This window comes from Trichocoleus desertorum AS-A10 (assembly GCF_039962155.1).
Lineage (GTDB): Bacteria > Cyanobacteriota > Cyanobacteriia > FACHB-46 > FACHB-46 > Trichocoleus.
Window position 1 is genome coordinate 15699 of sequence record NZ_JAMPKN010000016.1, and the last position, 11813, is coordinate 27511.

The following is an 11813-nucleotide window of genomic DNA, read 5'->3' on the forward strand; positions in this document are numbered from 1 at the left end:
TTCTCAAAGATTTCCTCTCAGCGCTTGTTCTCGTTCGATCGCTTCAAACAGTGCTTTAAAGTTGCCTTCACCAAATCCTTGGGCTCCGTGGCGCTGAATGATTTCAAAGAATAGGGTGGGGCGGTCTTGGACAGGTTGGGTGAAGATCTGGAGGAGATAGCCTTCCGAATCGCGATCGATCAGAATGCCCAACTGAGCAAGTTGATCAATCGGTTCTTCTAGAGCACCGACACGGGAAGCTAAGTTTTGGTAATAGGTGGGGGGAGTCTGGAGAAACTCAACGCCAGAGCGTTTTAGTTGGGTGACTGTTTCAATAATGTTGTGGGTTGCTAAAGCAATATGCTGAATCCCAGGTCCGTGGTGATATTCTAAGAATTCATCAATCTGTGATTTGCGTTTGCCGTGGGCGGGTTCGTTGATGGGGAGCTTAATTTTGCCTGTGCGATCGCGCATCACTTTCGACATCAAAGCAGAATATTCTGTAGAAATTGCTTGATCATCAAAGTGCATTAATAGCTCAAAGCCCAGCGTATCGGTGAAGAACTGCACCCAGCGATCCATTGCGCCATATTCTACGTTAGCAACCACATGATCAATCGCGGTTAGCCCTGCCCCCACCCGTTGATGCGCCTCCTGCCGTATAGCGAAACCAGGAGCAAATCCTTGGTACTGATTGCGCTCGACAAACTTAAGCAGCGTATCTCCATAGACATGAATAGCGGCGTAGCGGAACACCCCTTGCTCGTCTTGATCCTCCGTCAGTGCGATCGCTTCTCTAGCTCCACGAGATGTTGTTTCCCAGAAGGCTTTCTCTGCATCTGGCACTTCTAGAGCAATCACTGCCACACTATCGCCATGTTTCAGCACACTCTGCGCGATCGCGTGATCTGGATGCAGAGCGCTACTCAAGACCAAACGAATTTCTCCCTGCTCCATGACATAGGAGGTGATGTCGCGGCTTCCGGTACTTAATCCCCGATAGACAGTATTGCTAAAGCCAAAGCAATCAGCATAAAAGAGAGCTGCCTGCTTGGCATTACCCACGTAGAATTCTAGGTGATCAAAGCGTTTAATGGGGCAAATACCATGCATGGGGATTCCTCCTGACCAGCCGCTTCTACCGCAGCGCACCGCTCCCACTCCTCACACCAAAATCCATGACTATTCCAGCTGATAAAAGGCGCTCGACCTTACCTACCTTTATTCACTGGATCTCACTACTTAAATCGGAGATGTTTTCTGTCAATGCAGCGTCAGAATACAGACTCTTCCTGAGAGGGGTTCTGTGGTTTGCAGCTTACTTGCTACTAACCCTATAGTAAGATTATAGATTTTATTTTTGGTCCGTCTCAAGGGTTAATTTTTGACAAGGCAATTAGGTTGAGTACGGACATCTAAACCACCTCGAAGATAATCCGTATTTGAGGTAACTCTAGATGCTGTCATCAGTTAGTACCTTTCTTTCAGCGATCGTAGATTATGCAGGTCTCTTTCCACCCGCTCAGTTGAGCCTAAAAGCAGCAATGGCGAATTATGCTCAATATCACGCTTCTCCTGACGCTTGGATGCTGGGGCGATTCGTCCTACCCGCCTCACACCTAGAAGAATTCATTGCTCTCTTACCTACCTTCCCGTTCGCCCAGTGGCCGCTTAGCATCATTATTTCTCAGGATTTTGAGCCTGTTCTCAGTCGAGTTCAATCTTTAGCGGCTCATAACCCTGTGATCGCCATCCAAGCTCTCGAATTTCCTTCCCTACCACTAACTAAAATCACCGCTCTCGATCTACTGCCACAAGTAGAAACTTTTTTTGAAATTCCTCTGGATCAGGATTTAACTCCTTACTTAGACGTGTTACACCACCAAGGAGCCTCTGCCAAAATTCGGACTGGTGGAATCACTGCGGCTGCCTTTCCCAGTGCAGCACAACTCTATGAATTTATCTTTGCCTGTGCTCAAGCTCAAGTCTCCTTCAAGGCCACTGCGGGTCTCCATCACCCCCTACCTGGCGAGTACCCGTTGACCTACGAACCAGAGAGTGAGGTCACAACGATGCCTGGCTTCTTAAATGTGGCGCTGGCTTCAGCTTTGGTCTACTGGCAAAAGATTACTTCGGAAACTGCTTTAAGCCTGCTGCAAGAACAGTCGGCTGATCAGTTTCTACTAACAGACAGCGCTATTCGTTGGAACCAACATCAGCTGAGCCTGCCAGAACTAGCGATCGCCCGTAAACAGATCTTCCGCTCCTTCGGCTCCTGCTCGTTTGTAGAACCAATTGCTGGACTGCAAGCCATGCAGCTCTTATCAAAACCTGAGCCACAGACAAGACAAGAACTTAGCAACAAAAAGATATAAATCAGCCTATCTTTATCTCTTGGATAAATTCGCGATCGCGGTGATTAATTCAAGGGGGTCGATGGGTTTAGCTAGATGAATCTCAAATCCAGCGGCGATCGCTTGTTGTTGGTTGACTTCACCCGCATAAGCAGTCAGCGCAATCGCAGGCAGACTTCTTTCCAGTTGTGAGGTCAAAGCTTGAACTTCTCGCAATAGAGCATACCCATCCATTTCGGGTAGCCCAATATCGCTGACCAGAACATCGGGTTGGAATTCTAGTAATAGCTCCAATACAGCTCGCGCTGAAGATACTGCAATCACTGTTGCGCCTACATCTTCCAGGACAAAATGAACCAGTTCTAAGTTATCCGGTTCATCGTCTACTACGAGCACTTTGACTCCTTGCAAATTGGAAGATTGATCAACCAGAACTGCCGTGCCAACTCCTTCTGTATCTGTGGTCAGCAAAGGTAGCAGCACCGTAAAACTGGCACCTTGACCTTCTCCGGAACTCGCAGCTTGCACCCTGCCACCATGAATCTCTGTTAAATGTTGAACGATCGCTAATCCCAGACCTAAGCCGCCAAAGTTGCGAGTGGTAGAACTGTCAGCTTGGCGAAAGTAGTCGAATACATGCGGTAGGAACTCTGGGTTAATTCCTTTGCCTGTATCGTTGACTGTGATTTTGGCCTCTAGATCAACATACTCTAAGCAAACTTCAACTTTGCCTCCGGTTGGGGTAAATTTAATCGCATTAGAAAGCAAATTCCAGAGAATCTGTTGCAGGCGAGCCACATCTCCAGCGATAAATTTACCTCGTGGTTCTAAGCGAGTTGTAAGTTGAATATGCTTAGCTTCAGCCGCTAAACGGATATTCTCTAAAGCGGCCTCAATGGTGGGCACTAGGTCAACCGCAGTACTGTTTAAGTGGAGTTTGCCGCGCAAAATGCGGGAAATATCTAATAAGTCTTCGATTAATTGAGTTTGGAGTCTGGCGTTGCGCTCAATCGTTTCTAGAGCGTAGTTCACTTTGTCTGCATCCAATTTACCGCTGCGGAGGATTTGGACCCAGCCTAGAATCGGGTTCAGGGGCGATCGCAACTCGTGAGACAGCACTGCGAGAAACTCATCCTTGAGTTGATTGGCTTCCTCTAGTTCTTTAGCTTGCTGGCGGAACCGTTCTTCTGAAAGCCTCAGTTGTTCTAGCGTTTCTTCGTACTCCCGGCGGAGCCGTTCTTTGTCTAAGCTTTCTTGTACGGCAATAGCCAAGCGATATAATGGCTTGCCCTTTAGCACATAGTCGCTCAAGCCCTGCTTCATGCCTCTGACAGCCACTTCCTCAGAGCCACTATTAGTAAACATGACTACAGGGCAGTGGGGGTAGCAAAGTTTTATACTTTGCAGGATTTCTAAGCCGTTGCTCCAACGCAGTTGGTAGTCAGTCACGACCAAATCAAACTCTCCTGCCTCCAGAGCTTGGGTAAACTCACTTGCTTCGCCAACTTCTTGAACTTGCAAATCGAAAAATGTTTTCTTCAATTCACGAATGGCGAGTAGGCGATCGCCCTGATTATCGTCAATCAGCAAGACACGGAGCATTACAATTTCAGCGGGTGGCGCAGGGTGGACGAGGGAATAGGCGAAAAGCTAAAGATCAGGTTACAGCGTTAGCAGGCAAGCTGGGAATCAACCTTAAGACTGTACTGCTTGTTAAAGAAATCACTCAATATATTTTCTTGTATTAATTGACACTGAATCATATTAGAACTCAGCGGGGGCTGGCAATTCGAGCCAAAAGCGACTGCCTGTACCCAAATCAGACTCCACATTAGTCTGCCCACACATCCGCTCCAACGCACGCCGCAGAACGGCTAATCCAATGCCAGTACCAAGATAAGTTTCTTCGGCATGTAGGCGCTCGAACCCACCAAAAATACGATTGTGGTTTTCGGAAGCGATCCCGATGCCGTTATCTTCCACCCACAGGCACACTTAGTGATCCCGAGGTTTGGTCCATATCCTTACCTGTGGCTATATGCCAGGAGACACAAATTTAATAGGGTATAGCTCGCGCTCTGCAAGCAAGCGATCGCCCTAGTTGTCATTGATAACCACAATATCTATTGGCTGTCCTAATGCGCTCCATCCTTCAAAGGATAATTATTTCTACGAACAAATAATAAATCAAGACTCAGCGGTGCTGCTCTCCTGAGCTGCTTGCAGCTCTAACCAAAAGCGGCTCCCTTGTCCCAAAGCTGACTCAACTCCCACTCGCCCTCTCATACGCTCAGCTCCTTTGCGGACGATCGCCAGCCCTACGCCTGTCCCCGGATAAGCCTGCCTGGTGTGCAATCGCTCAAAGGCTTGAAAAATCCGCTCATGATATTGAGGCGCAATGCCAATACCGTTATCTTCGATCCACAGCCGCACCCATCCAGACCGCAATTCTGCCCAGATGTGAATCTGAGGCTGTCTGTCTTCGGGGACAAATTTCACGGCATTATTCAAGAGATTCAGCAAAGCTTGAATCAAGGTGAGCCGATGGCCTATCACCTCTGGCAGCGGGTGATCTACTGTCACCATTGTGGGTCGGGCTTGCCACTCAGCTGCTATTTTCTCGACTACTGTCGTTACTAGTTCAGTTAGGTTGAGCGGTTGAACGATAATCTCAGCTCGCGACAAGCGCCCATAATCTAGCAAATCGTTGACTAGCTGGTCCGCTTGTTGGGCGGAAGCCGCAATTTCCTGAGCATACCGTTGCCCTATGGCATCCAGGCGATCGCCGTAGTCTTCCAAAAGGGCTTGAGATAAACCTTGCATAGACCGTAGGGGAGCGCGTAAATCGTGGGACACCGAATAGCTAAAAGTCTCTAAGCCATCAATTGCTTCTTCGAGAGCTGTAGTGCGTTCTGCCACTCGTTGTTCTAGTTGATTGGTATAACCTTGAAGTTGGTCTCGCAATCGAGTTTGCTGAATCGCGATCGCCAGTTGACTCGCCACTTCTTGAGCAATTTGTTGATCTTCAGCACTGAAGGCATCCCTTGCCTGAGCCAATAAAATCAAATCTCCTAAAACAGAGTTCTCAACGGTGAGGGCGATCGCTAGAAAGCTATGATATCCAGCGGTCAGGATTTGCTCTAAGCCCACGGAGCGTTGCGGCAAATCTGCTAGGTCTTTGACATACCAAATCGGTTCTCGATCCCATAGCATGGCAATTGGAAAGCGATCGCTAATCGGTAGGATAGTTCCCGCCACATCATTGGCAACTGCTCCAGCTAGGATCTGAAGTTCAGCGGTTTCGATGTCAAACAGAACCACAGCCGACTGGTTGCAAGGCAGCACGTTGCTCAGGTGAGATAGAGCGGAATGGGCGATCGCAGATGGAGCCTCTAGGCTCAGAATTGCTTGGTCAATCTGATGTACAGCTTCTAGTCGTTGAATTGAACGTTGCAGTTTGGCTTCTGCTTGCTTGCGAGTCGTGATATCAAACCGAACCGCGAGATATTGCAGCGGCTTACCTGATTCATCCAAAAACGGCACGATTGTGGTGTCAACCCAATAGCTGGTGCCATCCTTGGCTCGGTTCTTAATCTCTCCCTGCCAAACTTCTCCCTGGGTAATCGTGGACCAGAGCTGCCGAAAGAATTCTTGAGAGTGGTACCCAGAGTTAATCAGGCGATGAGTTTGGCCAATCAATTCAGCTCGGCTAAATTGCGAGATTTGACAAAACTGGTCATTTACCTCTGTGATCACGCCATGACTATCTGTGGTGGCTAAAATTGCGGCTTGATCCAGAGCAAATTTCACATCTGACAGGTCTTTGAGTAGTTGCCGCTGAGCCATCTCCGCTTGGATACGTTCCGTTAGATCCCGCGCTACCCCAATCACACCCACAATGTTTCCTTCAGCATCACGGCAAGGATCTTTGCTTGTGAGAAATATGCGGACCTCGCCTCCTACCAAAAGGGGTTCTTCCGAGGCTTGAGAGATGCCTGTTTCTATCACAGAGCGATCGATCTTTTGCAGCGCGATCGCCTGCTTCAAAGGAATTAACTCTAGATCAGATTTTCCTAAAATTTCTGTCTTTGGCTTACCAAAAACACGTGCTGTTGCCGAGTTGACTAGTTGATATCTTCCCTGAAGATCCTTGACAAACACCGCATCTGCCGTTTCTTCAATCACCCGCTCCAGCAAGTTATAGCTCTCTTGCAAGGCTTCCTCACTACGCCTACGTTCTGTAATGTCGCGAGTGACTTTAGAAAAACCATATAGCTTCTGGTTCTCATCGTAGAGGGCAGTAATCACCACACTCGCCCAAAACAACGAACCATCCTTGCGTCTTCGCCAACCTTCGTCTGTATAGTGTCCTTCCGCAATTGCAACTTGCAACCCATAAGCAGGCTTATTTTGAGCGATCGCTGCTTCTGGATAAAAGATCGAAAAATGATGACCCAAGACTTCTGCGGCCTTATACCCCTTCAGTACTTCTGCACCACTGTTCCAACTGGTAATGTATCCATTAGCATCCAGTCCAAAGATGGCGTAGTCCCGGACTCCCTCTATCAGAAGACGGTATTGCTCCTCACTCTCTTTCAGGATCGCAAAAGCCTTTTCAGCCCTTTGTCTAGCACTTCGTAAAGATTGACTGAGCCAACTAATGAATAGACCCTCAAAGACAAAGATTGAAATTCGGGTTAGGTTAACCGCATCTGTAACCTGTAAGCTGAAATACGGGGGGATAAAGAAATAAGTTCCGAATAACGTGCATAATCCTGTTGCAAGTAGCCCTGCTCGGAACCCGCCGTACCAAGCACTAAACATGACGGGCAAGACGAAAACCAAAAGTGGAGCGTTTTCGCGTAGCAGTGGCGTTAGCAAGAATCGCAATAATAGAGCGAATAGGGTTGCCAACACTGCAACACTATACTCTGATTGCAGCAACTGCTTTGCTCTGGCCATTACCCAAGTTTCCTTAGAGAGTTCGGAGGCGCTTTGCTGCTTTTATGCCTTTCTAAAGAAATTAGCAGAATTGCGATCGCTCTAAACTCATCCTAATCTGACTTCTGTACCTTCAACAGCCTTTCAGGTAGCGATAAGTAGCAATGACACTACTTTAACTAACCGCAGCGCCGCAAGGATTCGCCCATCTCCATCACGGAAGAGCGTTCTGAGCGCTGTTGACTATCAGTTCTCCCTTGAGATTTCTCTCTAGCCAGCGATCGCTTAGGAGCTAGCAAGCGGTCTATCTGTCGCAGCAGTCCTGCTGACTCAACACTTTTGCTGAGGTAAGCATCAGCTTCCAGCCCTAGATCAGAAGTTTGGCTGAGGATATCATCCGTGAAAAAAGATGAGATCAAAATTATCAAAGGTGGATTAGCTACACGCTGCCTCAATCGGCAAATCACATCCGGGCCATCTGTATTGATTTGGTAGCGTCGTGGGGGCATGGAAAAGTCAATCAGGACAAGATCAAATCGCTCTGCTTCTCGTAGAAAGGCATCTGGATCAGTAAAGGTGGACACAGCATAGCCATGCTGGCCGAGCCTAGCTTCTAAGATGAAGCACCAAGCCTCATTATCATCAACGATCGCAATTTGATACATTTGAAACTCGTACTTGCGCCCAGCAAATGTAACACTCCTATGTTTGTTCTACTGCATGTCGGCCCATACGCTCCCTACCTTCCGATAGACTCACTCGCCTGAAGGCCCAAAACTTCAAGTACAGGGTGAGAAATTACCTCTAAAGGTGGGGTTGGTTATGTTTACGGTTACCGAATATTAAGAGCACAGCCATGACGATCGCTCCACCAATCGCAGTGGCCGCTATGGCTGAGTTCGCTAATTGACGCACTGCAATCGCCACAAAGGCCCAGATGAACACCGAGGTAAAGGCAATATCAGCGCGTCGTATGGCCACAAGCGCTCCAATGATTGTCGCAACGACCAACATCGCGACTGTCCAACTAGTGGCACTTAAACCCCAGCGATCCCAGCCAGAACTATACAGCGCTGAGGCTACATTGACGATGGTAGCGACAGAAATCCAGCCTAAGTAAATGCTAAACGGGATATGGGCCAACCATTTGCGATCGCGCGACACTCGTCCGCCATCATGTAGCTGCAAATAAGCTCCAATCAATGGCAGCAGAATCACTAACATTGCCGCCACCGAAGGCCAAAACAGTTGTAGCGTGAAGAGATAAACCCAAGCAATCTGAGCTAAGCAAGCCACAATCAGCAGAGAGCTAGCCCGCCGCAGCGTAGCCTCTTGGCGCTGAGCAGGGCCGAGCTGATAAACCCCATAGGCAATGAGTCCAAGATAAATTAGACCCCAAATTGCAAAGGCGTAGTTAGCCGGGGTAATCTGCACACCCCCCAGAATGGTGTTGGCAACCGCGCCAATGTTTAACCCCGCAATCGGGAAAAAATTCGAGAGTGCGTTGACTAGCAGCGTTGCGACGATGGCCACAAGCGTTGCGATCGCCAAGCTCATGCCTGCGCGCGATCCCGATCTAGATTCTGGCGGCGACACTTTCATAAAACGGCTAAAACATCCTGAATCAGGTCTTCTAAATGCTGCTCACAAAATTGCTCGGCTGCGGCTAAAGACATGCCTCGCTCCAAGGCGTAGGTTTCAAACGCATTGTAAATCATGGCTCTAGCAATGTCCTGTTCTTCTGGACCGATTGCCCAACGCAGCTCAATACATCCTTGAAGAATTAAATTGATGAGTTGCCCCTCTTGTCTCAAATCAGCAATCAATGCGTCTGCCACACTCTCAGAATTAGGCCCACGATTCTGACTCATAGAATTCACAAACGTCTCCTTTCAGTCTAAACAGCACCCATTAAGGTGAGGGCTTAGCCTAGCGGATAGCCAGGTGGGACAGGTTTTCGGAGTATGAGGCGATCGCCCTTCAGTTAGATGTTCATCGTTGCTAAGTGCGCTATTCTGCCCAGAATTGCTGTCGTATTCCTGAATTGCAGCGCGATCGCAGTGTCTTAAAAAGTTGCTTCCCAGAGTTGCCATGAGAACCATCCGCTTACCATCGGGTCAATCAATTCCAGCCTTAGGAATGGGCACTTGGAGGATGGGAGAAGCTGCCAATCAACGTTCCACCGAAGTTGCAGCCTTGCAGCATGGGCTTAATCTCGGTATCAGCCTGATTGATACAGCCGAAATGTACGGGGAAGGCGGTGCTGAAACAGTGATTGCTGAAGCCATTGCTGATCGGCGTTCTTCCGCTTTTTTAGTCAGCAAGGTTTATCCACACAACGCCTCTCGTCAAGACGCGATCGCTGCCTGTGAGCGCAGTTTACGACGGCTCAAAACCGATTATCTTGATCTTTATTTATTGCACTGGCGAGGTTCTGTTTCTCTTTCGGAAACCTTGGAAGCCTTTCAAACCCTGAAGCAGGCAGGCAAAATCCGAGATTACGGTGTCAGCAATTTCGACGTAGCCGATATGAAGCAAGCTGTTGCTTTACCCGGAGGAGAAGCGATCGCCACCAATCAAGTGCTTTACAACTTGATGCGTCGTGGCGTTGAGTGGGACTTGTTACCTTGGTGCCGCCAACAAAGTATCCCGATTATGGCCTACTCACCGGTAGAACAAGGCCGACTGCTCCAGCATCGTACCCTACAGACCATTGCCCAACAAAGAAACGTAACTCCCGCCCAAATCGCGATCGCTTGGTTGCTGCACCAAGAAAATGTGATTGTCATTCCTAAATCCAGCAGTATCGCTCACGTAGAAGAAAATCGAGCCACGCTGGATTTGCAACTCACTCCGGAGGATCTGCAAGCCTTAGATGCGGCTTTTCCAGCCCCAACGAAAAGAGTATCCCTAGAAATGTTGTAAAAATAGAGCAAAAACAAAGGCCCAGGTAGCAATAACCTGAGCCTATACAAATTAAATTTGATGAGCTAGAGAACCTAACCAGACATTAAGTTTGGCAAGTTTAACTCTCTCAATCCTTGAAAACTAATGGGCTTGAGAATCAAGCGACAAAAGTTCAGGGATTAATAACCGCGAGAGAAACTGTCGTTTCTGCGGCCACCGCCACCACCGAAGGAACCACCACCACCACGGTCTTCACGAGGCTTGGCTTTGTTAACCTTCAAATCGCGGCCCATCCACTCAGCTCCGTCCAATGCTTCAATGGCAGCTGCTTCTTCAGCGTCTGCACCCATTTCTACGAAGCCGAAGCCACGCATCCGACCAGTTTCGCGATCGGTGGGAAGCTGAACTCGCTTAACTGAGCCGTATTCAGCAAATACAGCAGTCAAATCTGCTTCTGTAACTTCATAGGACAAATTGCCTACATAAATCGACATAGCTTGTCTCCAAAATCATAGGGGTGTAGAGATTGAGATTTCGGAGAGAAGCTTGCCAATACCAAAGGTGAAAAAACCGTCAATGCTAAAAACAAACGCTGCAACCGATTACTAATTCTCTTCTCAACCATAACACAATAGTTAGGTGGTGTGTTGAGTTATTTCCTGACCAGAAAATCTTAATTTTACTTTCTGGTGGACCACCACACCTAATCGTTTATTTGCCGCCTAGTCCATCATGTCTCTTAGGGTCTTTCTTTTCTTTCTTGGCCCCATCAGACTGGGCTTTCGGTTTTTTAGATTCTTTGTTGCCTTTCTGCTCTTTAGACATAACGCTTCCTTAAACTAGAGTTACTTTTCCGCCGAGATAACTAGCAAATCAGCGATTCACCATCAGCCTGCTCTGTTACCATGCACCCTTGGGTAAGAGCTACGCTTGGCAAGCATCCTCTATCACAGGATTGGCACTTGCAGCTTTAGCTTGTAAATCCACCCAAGCATCTTGATGAAACCGAACCACCCGTGAAATGGAGTTGCGAGAGTGCTCGGACGTAGAGACTGACAAAGTAACGTTACGCTGTCCAGGATCTACGATGTGCTTCACTGTGCAGGTTTGCATCTTGTTGTTGCAATAAGCAACAATGCGATCGCCCACTTGAATTTCTAACGCTTGAATTTTCAATGACCACCAAACCTATGAAGAAACTAGCTTAGCTGGATGGATTCAATGCTACCAACGAGGTGATAGCGATTGAATAATGCTTTTTTAATTAGGGGTAATTTGCAGATTTGCCGCTCTTAAGCAAGTTCTAGGCTCAGAAGGAAACTACGTATCGTGAGTCCTTAGCTTTACTAAGAGTTTCGGTGTTTTTTAATGGTACCACATAAAGGCTTGAAATCTTATCAAAAGCTCTATTTTCTCGTCAATAGCAATTTTGCCCAAAATATTCCTAAGAAGATTTTAATTAAGTCAGCTTCTTGAAAAGAGGTGCGTACATCTTCTCCACAGAGTTGTGCCAGTCTTCCCCTGCAAACAAAAAGCACCCCAACTAGAGGTGCTCAAACAAGTGAAAGATTTCGGTTAACGCCATTACTCGCTTAGTAATGCGATAGGGCGATCGCTCCGCTGAAGTAAGCC

12 protein-coding genes are annotated in these 11813 nt (G+C 47.9%); 2 read left to right on the forward strand and 10 right to left on the reverse strand.

Translation table 11 applies throughout. The features are described from left to right. Positions 1–3: 3 nt before the first annotated feature. Positions 4–1092 (reverse strand): 4-hydroxyphenylpyruvate dioxygenase, encoded by a 1089-nt coding sequence (gene hppD / locus NDA01_RS19220; protein WP_348229204.1) that lies wholly within the window; start codon positions 1090–1092, stop codon positions 4–6. A gap of 344 nt (positions 1093–1436) precedes the next feature. Here hppD and NDA01_RS19225 point away from each other — a divergent pair, with 344 nt between their 5' ends. Next, on the forward strand, positions 1437–2354 hold the full coding sequence (locus tag NDA01_RS19225; RefSeq protein ID WP_348229205.1) for a hypothetical protein: 918 nt from the start codon (positions 1437–1439) through the stop codon (positions 2352–2354). 12 nt (positions 2355–2366) lie between these two features. Here the strand turns inward: NDA01_RS19225 and NDA01_RS19230 are convergent, their stop codons facing one another. From NDA01_RS19230 to NDA01_RS19260, 7 genes are all read right to left on the reverse strand, one after another. Continuing rightward, positions 2367–3935 (reverse strand): ATP-binding response regulator, encoded by a 1569-nt coding sequence (locus NDA01_RS19230; protein ID WP_348229206.1) that lies wholly within the window; start codon positions 3933–3935, stop codon positions 2367–2369. A gap of 162 nt (positions 3936–4097) precedes the next feature. Beyond that, positions 4098–4328, reverse strand: coding sequence for an ATP-binding protein (locus NDA01_RS19235; protein WP_348229207.1), 231 nt, complete (start codon positions 4326–4328; stop codon positions 4098–4100). A 192-nt stretch (positions 4329–4520) separates the two neighbouring features. Beyond that, entirely contained in the window at positions 4521–7295 is a 2775-nt protein-coding gene (locus NDA01_RS19240) for a PAS domain S-box protein (RefSeq protein ID WP_348229208.1), read from the reverse strand. 158 nt (positions 7296–7453) lie between these two features. Next, entirely contained in the window at positions 7454–7939 is a 486-nt protein-coding gene (locus tag NDA01_RS19245; protein ID WP_348229209.1) for a response regulator, read from the reverse strand. Positions 7940–8078: 139 nt separating this feature from the next. Next, entirely contained in the window at positions 8079–8876 is a 798-nt protein-coding gene (locus tag NDA01_RS19250) for a tryptophan-rich sensory protein (protein WP_348229210.1), read from the reverse strand. Further along, positions 8873–9145 carry a hypothetical protein gene (locus NDA01_RS19255; RefSeq protein WP_206755506.1) on the reverse strand — a complete coding sequence of 91 codons (273 nt, stop codon included), beginning with the start codon at positions 9143–9145 and terminating at the stop codon, positions 8873–8875. The genes NDA01_RS19250 and NDA01_RS19255 overlap by 4 nt, the downstream gene beginning before the upstream one ends. 21 nt (positions 9146–9166) lie before the next feature. Then, on the reverse strand, positions 9167–9367 hold the full coding sequence (locus tag NDA01_RS19260) for a hypothetical protein (RefSeq protein ID WP_348229211.1): 201 nt from the start codon (positions 9365–9367) through the stop codon (positions 9167–9169). Between NDA01_RS19260 and NDA01_RS19265 the strand changes: the two genes are divergently transcribed. Continuing rightward, entirely contained in the window at positions 9366–10199 is an 834-nt protein-coding gene (locus NDA01_RS19265; protein WP_348229212.1) for an aldo/keto reductase, read from the forward strand. The two genes, NDA01_RS19260 and NDA01_RS19265, sit on opposite strands and share 2 nt — an antisense overlap. Before the next feature lie 161 nt (positions 10200–10360). Here the strand turns inward: NDA01_RS19265 and rbp are convergent, their stop codons facing one another. Next, entirely contained in the window at positions 10361–10675 is a 315-nt protein-coding gene (gene rbp, locus NDA01_RS19270) for an RNA-binding regulator (protein ID WP_190554036.1), read from the reverse strand. Positions 10676–11105: 430 nt separating this feature from the next. Next, positions 11106–11357, reverse strand: coding sequence for a hypothetical protein (locus tag NDA01_RS19275; RefSeq protein WP_190437590.1), 252 nt, complete (start codon positions 11355–11357; stop codon positions 11106–11108). Between the last annotated feature and the right edge of the window lie 456 nt (positions 11358–11813).

Excerpts from the sequence above, each read along its gene's own strand:
- hppD (WP_348229204.1), bottom strand. The coding sequence starts at position 1,092 with ATGCATGGTATTTGCCCCATTAAACGCTTTGATCACCTAGAATTCTAC.
- NDA01_RS19225 (WP_348229205.1), top strand. The coding sequence starts at position 1,437 with ATGCTGTCATCAGTTAGTACCTTTCTTTCAGCGATCGTAGATTATGCA.
- NDA01_RS19230 (WP_348229206.1), bottom strand. The coding sequence starts at position 3,935 with ATGCTCCGTGTCTTGCTGATTGACGATAATCAGGGCGATCGCCTACTC.
- NDA01_RS19240 (WP_348229208.1), bottom strand. The coding sequence starts at position 7,295 with ATGGCCAGAGCAAAGCAGTTGCTGCAATCAGAGTATAGTGTTGCAGTG.
- NDA01_RS19245 (WP_348229209.1), bottom strand. The coding sequence starts at position 7,939 with ATGTATCAAATTGCGATCGTTGATGATAATGAGGCTTGGTGCTTCATC.
- NDA01_RS19250 (WP_348229210.1), bottom strand. The coding sequence starts at position 8,876 with ATGAAAGTGTCGCCGCCAGAATCTAGATCGGGATCGCGCGCAGGCATG.
- NDA01_RS19255 (WP_206755506.1), bottom strand. The coding sequence starts at position 9,145 with ATGAGTCAGAATCGTGGGCCTAATTCTGAGAGTGTGGCAGACGCATTG.
- NDA01_RS19265 (WP_348229212.1), top strand. The coding sequence starts at position 9,366 with ATGAGAACCATCCGCTTACCATCGGGTCAATCAATTCCAGCCTTAGGA.
- NDA01_RS19260 (WP_348229211.1), bottom strand. The coding sequence starts at position 9,367 with ATGGCAACTCTGGGAAGCAACTTTTTAAGACACTGCGATCGCGCTGCA.
- rbp (WP_190554036.1), bottom strand. The coding sequence starts at position 10,675 with ATGTCGATTTATGTAGGCAATTTGTCCTATGAAGTTACAGAAGCAGAT.